The 16,870-nt window shown below is 61.3% G+C and carries 22 protein-coding genes; 9 read left to right on the forward strand and 13 right to left on the reverse strand.

Going from position 1 to position 16,870, the window contains the following annotated elements; translation table 11 throughout:
• Positions 1-177: 177 nt before the first annotated feature.
• Together C7I56_RS08650 and C7I56_RS12345 are read right to left on the reverse strand one after the other, a co-directional pair.
• Entirely contained in the window at positions 178-582 is a 405-nt protein-coding gene (locus tag C7I56_RS08650; protein ID WP_106640234.1) for a type II toxin-antitoxin system death-on-curing family toxin, read from the reverse strand.
• Positions 579-716 carry a hypothetical protein gene (locus C7I56_RS12345; protein ID WP_158703063.1) on the reverse strand — a complete coding sequence of 46 codons (138 nt, stop codon included), beginning with the start codon at positions 714-716 and terminating at the stop codon, positions 579-581. The genes C7I56_RS08650 and C7I56_RS12345 overlap by 4 nt, the downstream gene beginning before the upstream one ends.
• 109 nt (positions 717-825) lie before the next feature.
• Here C7I56_RS12345 and C7I56_RS12735 point away from each other — a divergent pair, with 109 nt between their 5' ends.
• Positions 826-954, forward strand: a complete 129-nt coding sequence (locus tag C7I56_RS12735; protein ID WP_280951964.1) for a hypothetical protein — start codon at positions 826-828, stop codon at positions 952-954.
• Between the two features lie 475 nt (positions 955-1,429).
• The gene (locus C7I56_RS08655; RefSeq protein WP_158703064.1) at positions 1,430-2,092 is read left to right on the forward strand and encodes a hypothetical protein; all 663 of its coding nucleotides are present in this window, start codon (positions 1,430-1,432) and stop codon (positions 2,090-2,092) included.
• Here the strand turns inward: C7I56_RS08655 and map are convergent.
• Both map and C7I56_RS08665 read right to left on the reverse strand, forming a co-directional pair.
• Entirely contained in the window at positions 2,075-2,863 is a 789-nt protein-coding gene (gene map, locus C7I56_RS08660) for a type I methionyl aminopeptidase (RefSeq protein WP_106640236.1), read from the reverse strand. The two genes, C7I56_RS08655 and map, sit on opposite strands and share 18 nt — an antisense overlap.
• Complete coding sequence (locus tag C7I56_RS08665) at positions 2,860-3,072, reverse strand: ParD-like family protein (RefSeq protein WP_106640237.1); 213 nt, start codon at positions 3,070-3,072, stop codon at positions 2,860-2,862. The genes map and C7I56_RS08665 overlap by 4 nt, the downstream gene beginning before the upstream one ends.
• A gap of 216 nt (positions 3,073-3,288) precedes the next feature.
• Between C7I56_RS08665 and C7I56_RS08670 the strand changes: the two genes are divergently transcribed.
• The 4 genes from C7I56_RS08670 (at position 3,289) to C7I56_RS12350 (ending at position 4,306) form a co-directional block, all read left to right on the forward strand.
• Positions 3,289-3,468, forward strand: coding sequence for a hypothetical protein (locus C7I56_RS08670; RefSeq protein ID WP_106640238.1), 180 nt, complete (start codon positions 3,289-3,291; stop codon positions 3,466-3,468).
• Positions 3,469-3,629: 161 nt separating this feature from the next.
• Entirely contained in the window at positions 3,630-3,836 is a 207-nt protein-coding gene (locus C7I56_RS08675; protein WP_106640239.1) for a cold-shock protein, read from the forward strand.
• Positions 3,837-3,918: 82 nt separating this feature from the next.
• Positions 3,919-4,146, forward strand: coding sequence for a hypothetical protein (locus C7I56_RS08680; RefSeq protein ID WP_106640240.1), 228 nt, complete (start codon positions 3,919-3,921; stop codon positions 4,144-4,146).
• A 7-nt stretch (positions 4,147-4,153) separates the two neighbouring features.
• Positions 4,154-4,306 (forward strand): hypothetical protein, encoded by a 153-nt coding sequence (locus C7I56_RS12350; protein WP_158703065.1) that lies wholly within the window; start codon positions 4,154-4,156, stop codon positions 4,304-4,306.
• A 6-nt stretch (positions 4,307-4,312) separates the two neighbouring features.
• Here C7I56_RS12350 and C7I56_RS08685 read toward each other — a convergent pair whose 3' ends face one another.
• Positions 4,313-5,434 carry a S41 family peptidase gene (locus C7I56_RS08685; protein ID WP_158703066.1) on the reverse strand — a complete coding sequence of 374 codons (1,122 nt, stop codon included), beginning with the start codon at positions 5,432-5,434 and terminating at the stop codon, positions 4,313-4,315.
• A 491-nt stretch (positions 5,435-5,925) separates the two neighbouring features.
• Between C7I56_RS08685 and C7I56_RS08690 the strand changes: the two genes are divergently transcribed.
• The gene (locus C7I56_RS08690) at positions 5,926-6,195 is read left to right on the forward strand and encodes a hypothetical protein (protein ID WP_199792374.1); all 270 of its coding nucleotides are present in this window, start codon (positions 5,926-5,928) and stop codon (positions 6,193-6,195) included.
• 97 nt (positions 6,196-6,292) lie between these two features.
• Here C7I56_RS08690 and C7I56_RS08695 read toward each other — a convergent pair whose 3' ends face one another.
• Positions 6,293-7,198, reverse strand: a complete 906-nt coding sequence (locus C7I56_RS08695; protein ID WP_106640664.1) for a peptidylprolyl isomerase — start codon at positions 7,196-7,198, stop codon at positions 6,293-6,295.
• Between the two features lie 510 nt (positions 7,199-7,708).
• On the opposite strand from C7I56_RS08695, the gene C7I56_RS08700 reads away from it, so the two are divergent.
• The gene (locus C7I56_RS08700) at positions 7,709-7,963 is read left to right on the forward strand and encodes a hypothetical protein (protein WP_106640242.1); all 255 of its coding nucleotides are present in this window, start codon (positions 7,709-7,711) and stop codon (positions 7,961-7,963) included.
• An 8-nt stretch (positions 7,964-7,971) separates the two neighbouring features.
• Positions 7,972-8,283: a DUF1905 domain-containing protein gene (locus C7I56_RS08705; protein WP_106640243.1), complete on the forward strand. Its 312-nt coding sequence runs from the start codon at positions 7,972-7,974 to the stop codon at positions 8,281-8,283.
• Positions 8,284-8,286: 3 nt separating this feature from the next.
• Here C7I56_RS08705 and C7I56_RS08710 read toward each other — a convergent pair whose 3' ends face one another.
• From C7I56_RS08710 to C7I56_RS08740, 7 genes are all read right to left on the reverse strand, one after another.
• Complete coding sequence (locus C7I56_RS08710; protein WP_158703067.1) at positions 8,287-9,048, reverse strand: hypothetical protein; 762 nt, start codon at positions 9,046-9,048, stop codon at positions 8,287-8,289.
• Between the two features lie 10 nt (positions 9,049-9,058).
• Entirely contained in the window at positions 9,059-9,766 is a 708-nt protein-coding gene (locus tag C7I56_RS08715) for a hypothetical protein (RefSeq protein ID WP_106640245.1), read from the reverse strand.
• 97 nt (positions 9,767-9,863) lie between these two features.
• Positions 9,864-10,631 (reverse strand): hypothetical protein, encoded by a 768-nt coding sequence (locus C7I56_RS08720; protein ID WP_207789944.1) that lies wholly within the window; start codon positions 10,629-10,631, stop codon positions 9,864-9,866.
• Positions 10,632-10,671: 40 nt separating this feature from the next.
• Positions 10,672-11,124, reverse strand: coding sequence for a hypothetical protein (locus C7I56_RS08725; protein WP_106640247.1), 453 nt, complete (start codon positions 11,122-11,124; stop codon positions 10,672-10,674).
• A gap of 16 nt (positions 11,125-11,140) precedes the next feature.
• Positions 11,141-12,649, reverse strand: a complete 1,509-nt coding sequence (locus C7I56_RS08730) for an aldehyde dehydrogenase family protein (RefSeq protein ID WP_106640248.1) — start codon at positions 12,647-12,649, stop codon at positions 11,141-11,143.
• 352 nt (positions 12,650-13,001) lie between these two features.
• Positions 13,002-14,915: a glycosyl hydrolase family 18 protein gene (locus tag C7I56_RS08735; RefSeq protein ID WP_158703068.1), complete on the reverse strand. Its 1,914-nt coding sequence runs from the start codon at positions 14,913-14,915 to the stop codon at positions 13,002-13,004.
• Positions 14,916-15,283: 368 nt separating this feature from the next.
• On the reverse strand, positions 15,284-16,870 hold the full coding sequence (locus tag C7I56_RS08740; RefSeq protein ID WP_106640250.1) for a lysine--tRNA ligase: 1,587 nt from the start codon (positions 16,868-16,870) through the stop codon (positions 15,284-15,286).

A 16,870-nucleotide genomic window follows, 5' to 3' on the forward strand; every position in this document is an offset into this window, starting at 1 on the left:
GCAGGCTTCATCGTCTGGAAACTGCTTGAAGAATTGTGCAATGGTGAGAGGCTTCTTGCTCATACCCATTGTATAGCCGAAACGGGTTACGTATGCAAGGGGGATAGACCCCAAACGAATTCAGGGTGACGATTGGGGGCTCAGGGTGACGATCGAGGGAGGCGCTTGTGGTAGGCGCTATTCCAGCGGCTCCACATAGGGATAGAGGTCTTCGATCAGCTGATCTTCGGCGATGTTGCCGGTGACCGTCGCTTCGAACAAAACGCCCAAGGTCGTGTCGTTCGGCATGTCGAGCGCGTAGCCGTTGATGGCGAGGAATTCGATCATCGCTGCGGCGCCGACGCGCTTGTTGCCGTCGATAAAACCGTGATTGCGGGCGAGGCCAACGCCGAGACGCACGGCGAGGGTGAGGAGATCGGCTTCGCCTTCATAATGGCAGAGCTGTTCCGGTCGCGCGAGGGCGCTTTCGACCAAGCGGATATCGCGCACGCCGCCTTTGCCGCCGAAGCGGGCGATCATGAGCGCATGCAAATCCAATATGTCTTCGATGACGAGCCAGAGCGGCTCGACGCCTCTACTCACTTGGCAAGATGTTCGAACGTTTTCGAATGGCGATCGGCGATGGCCTTGCGCAGTTCCTTGCGATCCATATCCGGCTTCGGGCGCGCTGCGATGGGCTTGCGCTCAACCACCGGCTTGTCGGAATATTTCAGCATAAGCGGCGCTCCTGATCCTCCGATATAGGGCGCCTTGCCCTCTAGCGTCAATGTTGGGCGCGGCGTTCTTTGGCTTATACCGCGCCATCGCTCCCGCTATGTTCCGCACATGCGGCTCGACCGGGATCAGCTTGCTTTCCTTGGATTAACCGCCCTCGACGAGATGGTGATGAAGGGCCGTGAGGGGCCGCAGGGGCGGCCGATCTCGCTGCGGGCGACGCTGCCATGCTCTATGTGATGAGCAAGCGGGGGATTTCACGCCGTCATGCTGAACCCTTCGGCGGCGCTCAGGACAGGCTTGTTTCAGCATCCATCTAGCGGGCAACACGGCTCTCTCCGCCATGGACCCTGAAACGAGTTCAGGGTGACGATTGGTGGGGCGCTCCTGATCCCCCGATATGGGCGCGCGCCTTGCCCTCTACCGTCACTGTGGGGCCGGGGGCTGTCATGCCAGCGGAGGTTGGCATCCAAGCGGTGGCGCGTTCGGGCGCTGGCGTTCGGGCGGTGGTGGGGTCTTTTAGAGCGTCTGGACCCCGGCCTGCGTTGGGGTGACGGCTTTTTTTGACGGGGTGGAGCGCTGCGTACTCGCCCTAACCCTCCCACCGCTCCGCGGCGGGCCCCTCCCTCTCCTAGGAGGAGAGGGCTTCGGTTAAAGCCCTTACCTACAGTGTGCCAGATGGGATAAATGCTCTGCCGGATGTGGTGGAGGATCTATGGCTGGGACGAGGAAAGGCGGTGGCCTTCGGCGGGGCGCGGGACGGGCTTTGGCGGGCGCGGGGCGGACGGAGCTGGTGGTGCGGGAAGACCCCCAGGCGCCGGTGCAGCGGGTGCGGCATGACGGGTTTACGGCGGCGCGGCAGAAGGCGTTTCTGAAAGTGCTGGGCGAGACGGGGTGCGTGCGGGATGCGTGCCGGGTGGCGGGGATCAGCTCGACCGCCGCTTATCGCTGGCAGAAAAGGCTGCCGGACTTTGCGGCGGCATGGGAGACGGCGCTCGCCATGGCGTCGACCGAATTGGAGGCGGTAGCGTGGAAGCGCGCGGTGGAGGGCGCGGAGGTGGTGACGGTGCGCAACGGCGTGGTGGTTTCGACCGTGAAGAAGCCTTCGGACAGCATCCTGCGCCTGTTGATGCAGGGCGCGAACCCGGCGAAATTCGGGCGGACGGAGCGGCAGGAGAGCGAAAAGGCGATCGAGGCGCGGCTGCGGCCGAAGATCGAGGCGGAAATCAAAAGGGGGCTGAAGGCGACGCCCGCGCAGCTGACCGAGTCGATCCTTTCAAAGCTCGCCATCTTGCGGAAGCGCGAGATTGCGAAGGGGAATATTGCGGGCGAGGCGGGAGGCGCGGGCGCGCCGGAGGGTTCAGGCGGCGGCCTTTAGGCGGCCCGGCATGTGCGCTTCGTCCGCGCGGAGGGTGAGGACCTCCACACCCGCCGCCGTCACCGCGAGCGTATGTTCGAACTGGGCGGAGAGGGCGCCGTCAACCGTGACGACCGTCCAGCCGTCCTCCTCCGTGCGGACGGCGCGGCGGCCCTTGTTCAACATCGGTTCGATGGTGAAGGTCATGCCTTCCTGAAGGCGCAGACCCGTGCCGGGCTTGCCGAAGTGGAGGATTTGCGGATCCTCGTGCATGTCGCGGCCGATGCCGTGGCCGCAATATTCGCGGACGACGCTATAGCCATTCTTCTTGGCGTGACGTTCGATCACGTGGCCGATGTCGCCTAGGCGGGCGCCGGGGCGGACCTCCCCGATGCCCTTCCACAGCGCCTCGTAAGTGACCTGCACCAGGCGGCGGGCGGCGGGGGCGACGTTGCCGACGAGGTAGGTCTTGCTCGAATCGGCGATATAGCCGTCCTTTTCGAGCGTGATGTCGAAATTGACGATGTCGCCGTCCTTCAGGACATCCGACGCGGACGGGACGCCGTGGCAGACGACCTGGTTGATCGAGCTGTTGAGGACGAACTGGAAGCCGTACTGGCCTTTGCTGGCGGGACGAGCGTGGAGATCGTCCACGATGAAGTGTTCGACCAAAGTGTCGATGTCCAGCGTCGACAGGCCGATGAGCGGCATTGTGTCCAGCATTTCGAAAACGGAGGCGAGGAGGCGGCCCGATTCCGCCATCAGCGCCAGTTCGTAGGCCGCCTTGGTCATGCGGGGTTGAGGGCGAGCGGCGGGAGTGTGAGGCCGGCTTCGCGGCGTTCGCGGGCGGCGATTTCGGTGAAGCTTTGACCCGGATTCATCTCGCACAGCATGCCGAGCCTGATCCAGTAAGCGGCCTGCGCGTTGATCGAGCGGCAGGACATCTTGGCGGCGCGGCGGAGCTGATCGTGCAGCTCGTCATCGATGTTCACGATACCCATGAGGACTTTCTATATGATTCGTATATGAAACATATAGCGACATGTGCACCAGAGCCAAGCGCGGATAATCCATGAAAATCCAACGGATTAGACAGAATGGAGGGACGGTGCTAAAAGCAGTTTATCGCAGGCTTCCGCTGTAAGCGCCTGTGGCTGAGAGACCGCTTTGGCACGCACATGCTCCCGCTTACCTGCGCCGGAGTATGAATCTTGGACATGAACGACCTTTACAGCCGCCAGCAGGTGGAGCTGATGCGCGCCGCCGAGGCCGAAACCCTCGAAGTCCGCGAAGAGCACCAGGAATTGGCGGACGGCTATGGCCGGGAAATTAAAAGACAGCGCGACCTGTTCGTTCCCTACACGATGCGGCGTGAAGCCGCACCCCAAGCAAAGTAATCGATCGGCCCTTACAATTTGCCGAAAATTCCGCTATATGAATTTCGCTACCAGTCGCAAATGACGGTCTTTGGCGCTTTGCGGCCCCTCTTTCCTTCTCTTCGCCTCTTCTAGCGCAAAGGGGCGATTGGCGCCCCGCCATTTTCCAGAAGGAAACAGACATGATTACCGGAACCGTAAAATTCTTTAACGCCGACAAGGGTTATGGCTTCATCGCACCGGAAGACGGCGGCGACGATGCGTTCGTGCATATCAGCGCCGTACAGGCAGCGGGCATGCGCACGCTCGATAAGGACCAGCGCGTAAGCTACGAACTGGAACAGGACCGTCGCGGCAAGACCTCGGCAATCAACCTGCAGAGCGCCTAAGCGTCAGCGGAGCGGGAGCGTTTAAAAAGCGCTCCCGCCCTTCCCGCCCCGGCCCTCTCCCCCCTCATCAGAGGACAAGCCCATGTCATTTGAATATTTTCAGGCCCGCGCCGCCGAAGCGCGGCGAGACGCGGACGCGGCGAACCTTGCCAATGTGCGCGAACGGTGCCTGCGGTCCGAAGCGGCCTTCCTCGACATGGCGGCACGCGCCGAACGCGGCGCGCGGATGAAATCCAAGCTGGAAGCCGAAAAGGCCGCCGCGCAGGCGCAAGATGAACATGACGGAGCGGAGACCCCGCCCCTGGATTAGGAATAGAATGATCATAACGACCAAGCCGCGCCTCGCGGCCTTATTCGAGGCAATTTCGATTTCATCGCTGAAGATGCAGGCCAAGCCGCATCCAGCAACCACGCCCCCTCCCCGCCGCGACCCTGTCGCCTTTGCCGCCGCCATCGAGGTGCTTGGCTAAGCGCGTTCAGTTCCGAAGCTTGATGCGGCGATCCATCGGACCAACGGGGCGATAGGCGGCGGATAAACGTTCCGCCTCCTGGGGCGAGACCCCGGCGCGGACGAGCGCTTCGTACAAAGCGCGTTCGGCCGAGACATCCACGTCGGGCTGGACGCCCGTCCCCTCCCATCCTTTGCCAGTGACAGGATCGAAGGTGCCGCCGATCGGCACGAACGCGCGATAGCCGCCGCCAAGATCGTGCATGTCTCCAAAATTTCCGGCGCCTGCCGTGGTTTCGCCTATCAGGGTGGCCCGGCCCGTCCGCTTCAAAGCCAAAGACAAATGCTCGCCCGCCGATCCGGTGCGCGGCGAGGTGAGCAGATAGACTTTGGCGGTGCGGAGCGGCGTTGCATCGGGCGCGGGCAAAACGATATGTTCGCGGCGGATGATTTCGTCCGGCCCAGCAATGCGGCGCAAGGTCGCGCCATCTTGCAGCACGCCACGGCCAGCCTCCTCGACCGCGCGGCGCGTGTCCATGTGGACAAGGGTTTGGGTCGACCCGAAAATCACGGGAAAGAGGATATCCATTTCATCAAGGCCACCGCCGCGATGAACGCGAGCATCGATGATGAGGGTTTTGGCGTCCCGATGCGCGCCCAGAAAGGCGCGCAGCTTTTCGAGCATCGCCGGATCGCCGAGGAAATCGGAAAAGCTGATATAAGCGATGCCGGGCGCGATCCACGCCGCTTTCTGGATACCCGGTTGCGGCGTGGGGCGAGGCGCGGACGCCGCGCTGCCGGCCTGGGGCGCCGGGCGGGCATAAGGGGGCGGCTGGAGAGTGAGATGGCCATCGGGATGGACGGCCTGAATATCGGCAGTCACCGCTTCAGCGAAACTGCGGGCATCTTTGTGTTTGTCATAAGCGCCACTGCCGAGATTGGCGCGCAACATGGCGGCATAAGCGCGGCCCGCATCGGGATTGAGAAAGTCCCGCTCAAGAATGGCGGCAAGGCGTTCGACGGCCGCCTTGCCTTCCGCGAGATTGAAGGCGGGCGCGGTTTCGGGCGCGCCGCTATTGGGCTGCGGCACGCTTTGCGCCACGAGAGCCGTCGATGCCATTGCCAGACTGGCCGCCAATGCGATCTTCATCCAACTTATCCTCATGCTACTTTTGTAGCATGTTGAGCCTGCGATGGGCGACTGTCAATGACCAAGCGCCGCTTTACAGAGTCTCACGGGCGTTCCGATAGACAGTGAGCCAGATCGCGGACGAAGCGGAAGTTGGGCTGGCTACGGCCGAAGTGAAGGGGGATTCCAGCTTTCGCTGGAATGACGCATTTGGGTTCACGTCATTCCAGCGCACGCTGGAATCTCGCTTCCTTTGCTTAGCGCATCGGCCGCGATCATTGCAGCGCTGCAACAGTGCGGGCCGGACCGCCAAGAGATTGAAAATAAATCAGCTAATAGCGCAGCTCGTCGCTGGCATGGAACGGCCCGGCGATGGCGGAAAAGCGTGGGCAAGGGCGGTTTCGCCGAGAGGATGAGAACCCTACCGGTCACCTTGTTCATGTCAACGTAATGCAACCGGCGCGTGCGATCAGTCGTTATGGCTTCAAGTTCGAGTGAAAAGGAGCCGTGTAATGGCGACGAACATTCTGGAAGCACGTGGCGGCTGTATCGTCCCCAAGGCTGCCGAGCGCGGATATCATATCGTCTATCGCGAGCATGAAACCAATTACTGCCCCGGATGCGGCCGCACCCATTGGTATATCGGGCGCGTCATGGCCGAATGTGCATTCTGTACGACAGCCTTGCCGCTGGAAAATGCGCCGATGATCGCGGGCGGCCAGACGGTGCGCACCTGCCGCCGCCCGATCTATGGATCGCCGGCCCACGCTTTCGCGGCATAAGGAAACCTAGGGCATCGGCCTTCCCGCTCGCCCGCGAGGGGGCGGCGCCCCGACGGGCTAAGCAAAGCCCCAGTTGCGTAAAGAGAAAGGCGTCCGGTCAGGACGCCTTTTTCCGTATCGGCACCGGCGCGTTGCAAATGTCTACGCCGCCTGCGGGCATTTCGTAGAAAGCGTCCCTGCGGTTGGCGCGGAGGTGGAGATAGCGAGCGAAAGACGGGCTCGCCTGATCCATCATTTCATAAGCGGGGCGATCGGCGACAGATATGTCGCTTGCAAGCCGGACCGATGCGATCGGAATGTCCGACGCCCGATTGTCGTAAATGCCGAGCGCCCCCTGCCCGCGCGGGCGGGCCGAAAGCCTGTCCATGCCGTCTACCACCCGGCCGACGATAGCGATGTTGCGGTCGAGCTGGCGCGGCGCATGGCCGATGACGGCATAAAGTTCGCCGCCCATGCCGGTATCGGGCGCAAGATCGCGGGCGACCCCGACATAGGCGTAGCAATGCGGGATGCTGACCGACTTGCCCGATGCATGGACTGCGACCGGCCAATTTTCGAGGAAACCCGCTTTGTCCGCGTAAGAATCCGCAAAGGGCGCCAGCTTCACGCCGCGGTCGCTGGCGGCCTCACCGGTCAAATCCCGCAGATATTCGGCGGGCGGCAGCTTCACGACGCCCGCCGGAAGCGGCACTTGCGCTTCGTTGAGGCCCCATTGGGTGACATAATTGTCCTGCACCCGGTAGATGGCGGCGCCCTTCGCCCAATAGCCTGATTTAGCGAGCGCCCGGATATTAGCGACATGAACGGGCGCGAAGGACGGCGCGAGCTGTATGATGCTCCGCCCGCCATCGGCGAAATCGATGACCAGGAGATCGGCAGGATCGATAGCGCGCCATTCGGCGGCGGGCGCGGCGGCGATAACTTCCGCCGGGGTTTGATGGGCAGGCTCGGCCGAACCGGGCGCGGCGCAGGCAAGGCCGGCGAGGATCAAGGAAAGGCGCATGACAATCTCCCCCAATAGGCAAGTCATGCCCATGGTGACGCGGCGCGCCGTTAAATCAAGCCATGCTGTTTTTTAAACAACCGGGCGCTTGATGCATTGATCGGGCAGAAAAGGCGTGACAATAAGACCCTCCCCACGAACCGGATGATTCCGGTTCTGAAGGCCTGGACGATTTTGATCGTCCGGGCCTTCACCGTTTCTAAGGGCCGGTGAAACCGCCAAGAACGCGCCATTGCGTGCCGGGAAACTTCGCCTGCAGGCAGAAGTCCCGCCTGCAGGCTGGCCCCGCCGCGAAAGGGAGCTACGCGGCGAGGCCATTGTGATGCGGTTGTACCCCACGAACCTCCGCATCACGATTATGGGTTTAGCGTGAGGCCGGGCGGCGCGATATTTATCGGCTGGGGAAAAATGCCTATGCCATTGGATATAGAGACGGAGCACGCGCCTGTTCAGGCGACGATCAGGCGAAAGCGGCCATTATCATCGCGTTGTTTTCAAAAGGGATAGTTCATGCACCGCCCGATTGCCGCAATCCTGCTGCCGTTCGCTCTTACTGGCTGCATCGCCAAGGCCGCGGTGGATGTCGTAACGCTGCCGGTGAAAGCGGCGTCGAAGACGGTGGACGTGCTCACCACCAGCCAGTCCGAAGCCGACGAAAAGCGCGGGCGGCAGATCCGCGAATATGAGGAGTGTATGGGCAAGGAAGAGCGGCGCGCGCGCAAGGACAATCGCGCGCCCGATTACGAACGGTGCGAGAAAGACTGACGGAGGATATGTTGGGGGGCGAGACGATCGAAGTGACGGGCGAAGTGTGGAAGTGGCGCCCTGCCGAGCCGGAGGCGGCGGGCTGGCATTTCCTGACGGTCGACGGCGCCGCGGCCGCCGAGATACGCTATGCGGCGATTGGGCGCACCGGTGGATTTGGATCGATCAAGGTCACGGCCACGATCGGCGGCACGACATGGCGTACGTCCCTATTCCCGCACAAGGAAAGCGGCGGCTTCCTCCTCCCGCTCAAAGCCGATGTGCGGAAGAAGGAAGCCGTTGATGCGGGCAGCATGGTGACGGCGCTGCTGGACGTTTGACGCCTAAAAGTCGGCGTTCTCGTCCTTCAGGCCATTAGCGGCTTTCAGCAATTGGTCGCAGCTCAAGCCATAGATTGCGGCGGCGGCGCGGCCCTGAGCGGATAGCGGATCGAATTTCGCATTGGCATCACCCAAATCCGGCTGGAATTTAAGCAGGATGCGGATGCCCTTGATCGGCGAAAAGCCCTTGTCGAGGCGCTTTACCACAACCTCCACGCCTTCGACGCCGGTCTTCGAATAGCGCGGGCCCGGCCAAAAGCCTTGCCAGCGTGCGCAACCGCCAGGCGTCGGCCCGACATCCTCCTCGTTATAGGCTTTGGCATCGATCTTCCCGAGCTCAACCCGGAAAGGCGCTTCGCTAGTGCCCACCTTCACCGTGAAATCAAGGATCGCGCCAGGCTCGAACCCCAACCTCGTGACTTCAGGAGCCAGGCGAATGGATATGCCGGCGCCACGAAGCGACGGCATGGCGAGGATTGAATCCACCACCGTTTTTGCCCGCTTTTCAACTGCGGCGCGCTCCGCCTCCTTCAGTGGATCACCGAAGAGAATCTTACCAATGGGATACCGGGTGGGAGAAACGAGTGTCGCAGCCGGGGCCGCAGGCTTGCCGGACCAGAAATTGACCAGCGCGGTAGCGGCTTCCCCCCGCCGCTCGGCTTTTTTCGAGGTTTCAGCGCGAAATCGACTATATTCCGTTTCGGCTGCGGAACCAGCTGTGCTCAGCAGAGCCGCGCCGGCAAGGAGCATTGTACCAATTTTCATCCGATAATCCTCAAGGCGTGTTGGAAAGAGCCAGTAGCTTGGTGCAATCAAGATTGTAGCCGAGCGCAGCAATGCGGCCAGTTATCGATTCCGCATCCCAATAAGGTTCGTCTGAGGGTTTGAAGCGCAGCGTAGGCGACACGATCTCGAGCGCGCGGATGGCTGTGCCGCCGCCCGGTCCGGCCTTGCCAACGCGAAGCCGCTCTATGCCCTGGCGCATCCCGCTCGCCAGTTGTTCGCGCCGACATCCGCCCGCAGCCGTGCCTACATTGCGCCAGACTTCACCGGAAGCCGCATAAGGGTTCGTCCACAACTGGAAATCGGCCTTGTCGCTTCCCTTTTGAATTTTGAAATCCAGGATCATTTGCAGATAGCCACCGTCCAAATTGACCCGATACAAGGTCGGCTCGACCGACACTTCGACGTCCGCGTCCTGAAGCGCTGGTTGGGCGAGTATGAAATCGACCAGGGCGCGCAGTCTACGGCCCATCAGCTGACGCTCCGCCTTCGTCACAGAAGTCGCATATTGCTGCGGAATCTCGAATTGCGAAGGAAGATAGACGGTCGCTTTGCCCCTTCCCTTCTGCCCATTCCAATAATCAGCATATTGCGCCGAATAGGTGCGCACGAGTTCAGCCCGCTTGTCGAGCCGACTCGTGTCCTGGGCAGAGACGGGGACCGCAATCACGGCGGCGAACGGCACTAAGAATTTCAACATTCACGATACTCCCGGGTAGTGGAGGCAGCTATCAACCACCCGGACAAGCTACCAATTCCTTGCGACGAAATGAAAAACAGGGCGACGAAGGCGAGGGTCAGGGCGTATTGGCGAGATCGAGGAGCTTGTGGCAATCGATGCTGTAAGCCATCGCGACAATGCGGCCATCGAGACTGTCTTCGTTTCGCATCGGCTTTTCCCCGACAAAGGGGATCTCCGGGACAGAAATGCCGATCTGCGGAACCGCCGAGACGGGAACCGGGCCGGGCCGGTCAATGTAAAGAACTTCGCGCCCTCTCATCCCCAGGTTGGTCATCTGATAGCGCTGGCAGCCACCTGCGGTTTTGCCAACCGTGCGGGAAAAAAGCTTTGTAAAATGGAGTGTCACGTTGAGTTCCGATTCCTCGAACCCTCTCTTCAATCGGAAGTGGAGCGTTGTGCCCAGCCGGCGTTCGGCCCCATTCCTTGACAAATTTGGTTCAATGAGCGTCGCTTTGATGCCGGAATCCTGCATGGCCGGATGGGCGAACAGGGCATCGATCATCGCCCGAATTCTGCGGCCCATGAGCTGCCGTTGCTCCGGCGTTATGGGGTCTTTGTAAGTATCGGTGACGTTGAACTTTGTCGGAATGTCGAGGGTCGGCTTGCCTGTCCCCTCTCGGCCGTCCCAATAAGCGACGAGGCGCGATGAAAACTCTCCAAGACGTTCAGCCTTGGCATCGAGCTTGGCTTGGTCTTCGGCAGTAGGCGCCACAAGCATTGCGGCAAGCGCCAGGAGCGGTGTTAACATCGACGATCTCTCCACCCAGTTACGCAGATCCGTATCGGCGGCCGGGCGCCTGATTGGCCAATCGCCTGCGACCAAAATGAGGCGCTGGGCGATGAACTCTGTGCCCTGAGATATTCTAGGCGGAACCGTTGAAGGCAATATGGCTGATCCGGCCCGCTCCGATATCGAATTCCACACCGAAAAAATCCGCACCGCCGTCGCACACGATCATCGGCGCGTTCCGCCAACTATCCTGCGGTTGGGCGGGGAAGAAATTGCCATAGAGAAAGCGCCGACCATCGCGGACGAGCCCGACATATTGGCGCTCCCATTTCTTGAGATTGGGGGTGCCCGTGCCGCGCATTTCGGGAGCGACGGCGAGGGCTTCGGGAAGGATCGCCTCCAGCCGGTCGATATTATTTTGTGACGGTTGCCAAGTGGCTTCCCCTGCGTCCGGGGCAGGCCGAGAGCATTGATTGAGCATCGCCGCAGCTGCCGAGGCGGGGAGAATGACACGCCCCTCCCCGACGCTCGCCGAGGCGCAGGAGGCGAGCAGGGCGAAGATCGGAAGGGCAAGCAAGCGGACCAAGATGGTGGCTCCGGCTTTAGAGCATGATCGAGACGGTTTTGGTTTCGAGATAGGCCTCGATCCCCTGGCTGCCATTTTCGCGGCCGAAGCCCGATTGCTTGTAGCCGCCGAAGGGGAGCGCGATGTCGGCGCCGGACGGACAATTGCCCCAGACCATCCCCGCTTTGATCTTTGCCGTAAGGCGATGCATGGCGGAGATGTCGCGGGTCCAGACGCTGGCGGCCAGGCCATAAGGCGTGTCGTTCGCGGCCCTTGCGACCTCATCGAGATCGTCGAAGCGTTGGGCGACGAGGACGGGGCCGAAGATTTCCTCCTTCACCACCTTCATGTCGGGCTTCACGTCGACGAGCACCGTCGGGCTGACGAAATAGCCGTCGCCGCCCAAGGCTTCACCGCCGGTGAGGACCGAAGCGCCGGCCTTCTTCCCTGAATCGATGTAGGAAAGGACGCGTTCATGCTGTTCAGCCGAAACGAGCGGGCCCATCTTCGTGTCGGGGGCCAGGCTGGGCCCGACCTTCCAATCCTTCGCATTGTCGGCCACGGCCTCGAGCAAGCGGTCGAAGACGTCGCGATGCGCGTAGAGGCGCGAGCCCGCGATGCAGACCTGGCCCGCATTGGCGAAGATCGAACGGGCGGCGCCCGCAGCAGTAGCAGCAATGTCGACATCGGGGAGGACAATGACCGGGGACTTGCCGCCAAGTTCAAGGGTGACGCGCTTCAACGTGTCGGTCGCGGCGCGATTGATGATCTTGCCGACTTCGGTCGAACCAGTGAAAGCGACCTTGTCCACGTACGCGTGGCGGACGAGACGGTCGCCCGCGGTTTCGCCAAGGCCGGTGACGATGTTGAGCACGCCCGACGGAATGCCGCTTTCCGCGACGAGATCGGCAAGGCGGAGAACGGTGAGCGAGGTTTGCTCGGCAGGCTTGAGCACGATTGTGCATCCCGCGGCAAGGGCGACGGCGACCTTCTGCACCGCCATCATCAGCGGATAATTCCACGGCACGATCTGGGCGCAGACGCCGATCGGCTCCCGCCGGACATAGGAGTGGAAGGTGCCGGTCGGATGCATAGCCGGCTCGATCGTCTGGCCCGCAAGCTTGGTTGCCCAACCCGCCATGTAGCGCAGCGTCGCGACGCAACGGGGAAGGTCGTAGCCGCCCGACAGCGACATGGGCTTGCCGTTATCGATCGATTCGAGCTCGGCGAGTTCGTCCGTATGGGCTTCGAGAAGATCGGCGAGCTTTTCGATAAGGCGCGCGCGGGCGTATGGGGCAAGGCCCGTCCAGCGGCCATCGTCAAAGGCGGTGCGGGCCGCGGCGACGGCGCGGTCGACGTCGGTATCCGACGCATCGACGATGCGGGCGATTTCCTTGCCTGTCGAGGGATCGATAACCGGTAGCGTCTTGCCATGCGTCGAGGCCGTCCAGGCGCCGTCGATGAACAGTGCCGGGTCACGCGCGATAAGGCGGCGGGCGGTTTCGGAATAAGCGGGCTGGGCGGCGATGGAGCTGATTTCGTTCATGCCGCCATTCTACGCGCATGGCCCGTCATCGCCAACAGCCCTTGGCATCCCCTCGCGATAAGAGCGGGGGTTATAGGCTTGGAATGGGACGGATGGGCCGCGATCTGGCGATTTTCATGGCTTTACAATGACCTTGCATGAGTCAAAGATGCCGCGTTCCCATTCTACATGGAACGGTTCAGTGGGGTGACTGAACAAAAGGGGTCGATCCGGATACCGGACGGCCCCTTTTTAGTGCGGCACGACGGTGCGCCGGATCCTGGACACTCGGAAAAAAAGAACCGTTCCTTTTCGAAAAAAGGAACGGTCCAGTGGGGTGAAACGAACCGGGTTTCCCCGGAAACTTGTCAGATCAGAGCGTCATCGGCCCCGGGCAACCCTTTTGCAGGAAGGCGCACTTCACATCCGCCATCAGCGTGTTGGTGCTGCCGGTGTCGCCATAGTTGATCATCCAGATGATGGTGCCAGCCGCACCGCCATTGCGGACGTAATTGCCCTTCGCCTGGATGGAGAGACCGTTTTCGTAGGTAACGTAGGCGATACCGTCGCGCTGATTATGCGGCGACATCGACGGCTTGAACCCCTGCGGATATTGGGCTTCCGGATAGGTCCGGTAAATGGCCTGCGCCTCGTCATCGAACACCAGCTGACCGGCATCGATGTACCCAAGCTCCTTCAGCATGAAATATTCATAGCCCTGTTCGCCGAGATTATAGTGCCGGACATTCTCGGTTTCGAGGCGCGGTCTGCGGCCTTCCTGCCCATTTTCGTCCTTCATATTAAGGCCGAAAGCGGTGCCGTAGAAGCCGATGCCAATGCCGATCTTCTTGCGGGCGTTGATCACACCGGCTTCTTCATAAGCCTTCATGCTGTTGTCGAGATCGACTGGGGCACTTGGATTCTGCCACGGCTCTTCCGCCCAATAGGCGCCGTAGATCGGGCTCGTGAACCAGGATGCCCAACCGGCACCCGCATAGGTCGAACCCAGGCCATAGCTCATCAGATTATACTGATCGACCATGTTGGCGACATCGACCTTATATTGCTCCGGGTCTTCCCCAAGCTTTACGGTGTAGCCCGGGAAGGTGATGAGGACCGGAACATTCTGGTAACGCGGGCGGCCATTCGCCTCGACCCGAATTTCCTGGATCAGCGCGATCAGGCGGCGAATCGATTCTTCGCCAGATACTTCAGTGCCGCAATCCTGCGCCGAACAGCCGTCAGCAAGCCGGTTTTCCCAGTCGATGTCGACGCCGTCATAATCATGCTCGATCATGTAATCGACGATGCTCTTGACGAACTTCGCACGCATATTGTCGGCAGTGCTGAGATTGAAGCCGATGCCGTCTTCGCTGTCGCCGCCGAGCATCAGGATCGTCTTGACCCCGGCTTCATGGGCTTCATCGATCATCCATTCTTCCATGGACAGGCCAGGAACTGGAGAGAGATTGGGATTATGGAAGGTTCCGGCCGCCTCAATGACGTCGCCGACACCCTTTCCTTCCTGCTCGATCGTCCCGCCGCCCGGGGCGACGCGAGCGAGCACGATATGGGTCATGCCCGTCATATCGACTTCTTCCGGCTCATACAGCCAATCCCAGAAGTAGCCGGCATAATAGCCGGTCACCCATGGCGCGGTTGCCGTGCCGGTAGTGACGGTGACAGCCGCAGTCGCTTTCTTGCTTGGGTCAGCGGCGGATGTCGCATCGATGTAATAAGTGCCCGCAGCGGAGGGCGCAGTGTAAAAGCCCGCTGCGCTAATCGTGCCGCCGCCTTGGCCACGCATGGACCAGTTGCACGCCTTGTTGGCGCTACCCGTTACCTCACACGCAAATTGTTGGGTCGAGCCTGCCGTTACGGTGACGGCACCGGGAACGATGGCAATTTTCACCTGTTCCGCCGGAGCGGTGACCGTAACCGTCGCCGTGGCTTTCTTGCTGGTGTCGGCCGCAGCTGTCGCTACGACCTGATAGGTTCCAGCGGTTGCCGGTGCCGTATAAAGGCCGGACGCGTTGACCGCGCCAGCGCTGGCCGTCCAAGTACAACCCGTATTGGTGCTACCCGTCACCTGGCAAGCGAATTGCTGCGTGGCCGATGTCACAATAGATGCCGTCTGCGGCGTCACGGTAACGGAAATCGATGCTGGTGGGGGAGGAGGGGGAGGAGAATTGCCACCGCCGCTGTTTCCATTGCCGCTGCCGCCGCTACCGCCGCCACAGGCCGTGAGAAACAGGCTCGCGCCCAACACCAACTGATTTAACTTCACCCGATACCCCTATTTCTAAAATCTTTGTCCGCCCGTGTCGGCGGAGATGGCTAAGGACGGGGTCGTGGTCCCACCCTATTCCCTCCCCAGGAACGCCATCTCCGCACGCACGCACGGTGAGCAACAACACCGCGCGCAAGCTGACAACATGTGAGCTCGTTTGCCCCCGCAATCGCTCTCGATGCTGCGGATGCGAGCCTGTGCCGGAACACCGGGAAATTTTATCGCAAAGAGACGAACACCCCGTTTTCCGTCGACGAAAACGAAATTTGGACTGTAAAGGCGCGCCGAGAGCTATGCGCAGGGGCTCCGGCGACAGGCAAGTCGGCTGCCGCCGGAGCAATTTCGATCCAAAATGGAATCAGGGCTTAGGCGGCAAGCGCTTCGGCGATCAGTTTGCGGCTACCTTCAAGACCGAAGAGAGCGATGAAGCTGCCCATGCGCGGCCCCTGACTGGTGCCGAGCAAGGTTTCGTAGAGCGTCTTGAACCAGTCGCGCAGGTTTTCCTTGCCGAAATGGGCCTTGCCGACTTCGTACACGATATTCTGATAGACCTCAGCCGGGTCTTCTCCGGGGACCGCTGACGCAAGCTGGGCGTCGAGATCGCGGAGCGCGGCGGCTTCCTTTTCGTCCGGCGCGCGGCGCTGAAGGCTGTCCTTCACGAAATCGCGGAAATAGACGGCGGCATAGCCGATGAGGGCATCGAGTTCCGGATGGGTTTCCGGCGACACGTCCGGCGCGTAGCGCTTCACGAAGGCCCAGAGCAGATCCTTGTCGTCCGTGGACGCGACGCCGACGAGGTTAAGCAACAGGGCGAAGGTGAGCGGCATCCGCGCCTGCGGCGGATTGCCGGCATGGATGTGATGGACCGGATTGCCGAGCTTCTTGTCCGCTTCCTGGGTGGGGTAGGCGGCGAGGAATTGGTGATATTCGTCGACCGCCTTCGGGATGATGCCGAAGGAGAGCTGCTTGGCGCGCTTGGGCTCGCGATAGATGTAGAAAGCGAGGCTTTCCTGCGGCGCATAGGTCAGCCACTGGTCGATAGTGACGCCATTGCCCTTAGTCTTCGAAATTTTCTCGCCATTTTCGTCGAGGAAAAGTTCGTAATTGAAGCCTTCGGGCGGGCGGCTGCCAAGGATACGAACGATCTTCGAGCTTTGCGTGACGCTGTCGATTAGATCCTTGCCCGCCATTTCATAATCGACGCCGAGCGCGTACCAGCGCATCGCCCAATCGACTTTCCACTGCAGCTTCGCGCCGCCGCTAAGGATCGATTGCTCGACCTGTCCGCCGGTCGCGGGATCGGTGTAGCGGATGAGGCCCGCTTCGGCGTCGACGACTTCAACCGGAACTTGCAGCACCTTGCCGTTGACCTGACTGATCGGGAGGACCGGCGAATAGGTCTGGCGGCGTTCCTCGCGCAGAGTGGGGAGCATGACGTCCATGATCGCGTCATATTTGCGCAGCACCTGGCGCAAAGCTTCGTCGAAGCGCCCCGAATGATAGCATTCCGATGACGCCATGAATTCATAATCGAAGCCGAAGCGGTCGAGGAAGGCCTTCAAGAGATTGTTGTTGTGATCGGCATAGCTTTCATGACCGCAGCCGAACGGGTCGGGCACGCGGCTGAGCGGCTGATCGAGATGATCGTGCATCATGTCCTGGTGCGGCACGCCAGGCGGGACCTTCCGCATCCCGTCCATATCGTCCGAGAAAGCGATGAGGCGGGTCGGCCAATCGACCATTTCGGTGAGGGCGTGGCGCACCATCAACGTGCGGGCGACTTCCTGAAAGGTGCCAAGGTGCGGCAGGCCCGAGGGACCGTAGCCGGTTTCGAAGATAATCCCCTTCTCGCCCGGGCCGTCCGGATAGCGTTTCAGCAGCTTCCGCGCCTCTTCATAAGGCCAGGCCTTTGAAACCTTTGCGGCTTCGCGGATCTCTTGCGGAATTGTCAC

The organism is Allosphingosinicella vermicomposti (genome assembly GCF_003012815.1).
Lineage (GTDB): Bacteria > Pseudomonadota > Alphaproteobacteria > Sphingomonadales > Sphingomonadaceae > Allosphingosinicella > Allosphingosinicella vermicomposti.

Bases quoted from the DNA above. Each gene is read 5' to 3' on its own strand.
- C7I56_RS12345 (WP_158703063.1), bottom strand. From the start codon at position 716: ATGCTGAAATATTCCGACAAGCCGGTGGTTGAGCGCAAGCCCATCGCA.
- C7I56_RS12735 (WP_280951964.1), top strand. From the start codon at position 826: ATGCGGCTCGACCGGGATCAGCTTGCTTTCCTTGGATTAACCGCCCTC.
- C7I56_RS08655 (WP_158703064.1), top strand. From the start codon at position 1,430: ATGGCTGGGACGAGGAAAGGCGGTGGCCTTCGGCGGGGCGCGGGACGG.
- map (WP_106640236.1), bottom strand. From the start codon at position 2,863: ATGACCAAGGCGGCCTACGAACTGGCGCTGATGGCGGAATCGGGCCGC.
- C7I56_RS08665 (WP_106640237.1), bottom strand. From the start codon at position 3,072: ATGGGTATCGTGAACATCGATGACGAGCTGCACGATCAGCTCCGCCGC.
- C7I56_RS08670 (WP_106640238.1), top strand. From the start codon at position 3,289: ATGAACGACCTTTACAGCCGCCAGCAGGTGGAGCTGATGCGCGCCGCC.
- C7I56_RS08675 (WP_106640239.1), top strand. From the start codon at position 3,630: ATGATTACCGGAACCGTAAAATTCTTTAACGCCGACAAGGGTTATGGC.
- C7I56_RS08680 (WP_106640240.1), top strand. From the start codon at position 3,919: ATGTCATTTGAATATTTTCAGGCCCGCGCCGCCGAAGCGCGGCGAGAC.
- C7I56_RS12350 (WP_158703065.1), top strand. From the start codon at position 4,154: ATGATCATAACGACCAAGCCGCGCCTCGCGGCCTTATTCGAGGCAATT.
- C7I56_RS08685 (WP_158703066.1), bottom strand. From the start codon at position 5,434: ATGAAGATCGCATTGGCGGCCAGTCTGGCAATGGCATCGACGGCTCTC.
- C7I56_RS08690 (WP_199792374.1), top strand. From the start codon at position 5,926: ATGGCGACGAACATTCTGGAAGCACGTGGCGGCTGTATCGTCCCCAAG.
- C7I56_RS08695 (WP_106640664.1), bottom strand. From the start codon at position 7,198: ATGCGCCTTTCCTTGATCCTCGCCGGCCTTGCCTGCGCCGCGCCCGGT.
- C7I56_RS08700 (WP_106640242.1), top strand. From the start codon at position 7,709: ATGCACCGCCCGATTGCCGCAATCCTGCTGCCGTTCGCTCTTACTGGC.
- C7I56_RS08705 (WP_106640243.1), top strand. From the start codon at position 7,972: ATGTTGGGGGGCGAGACGATCGAAGTGACGGGCGAAGTGTGGAAGTGG.
- C7I56_RS08710 (WP_158703067.1), bottom strand. From the start codon at position 9,048: ATGAAAATTGGTACAATGCTCCTTGCCGGCGCGGCTCTGCTGAGCACA.
- C7I56_RS08715 (WP_106640245.1), bottom strand. From the start codon at position 9,766: ATGTTGAAATTCTTAGTGCCGTTCGCCGCCGTGATTGCGGTCCCCGTC.
- C7I56_RS08730 (WP_106640248.1), bottom strand. From the start codon at position 12,649: ATGAACGAAATCAGCTCCATCGCCGCCCAGCCCGCTTATTCCGAAACC.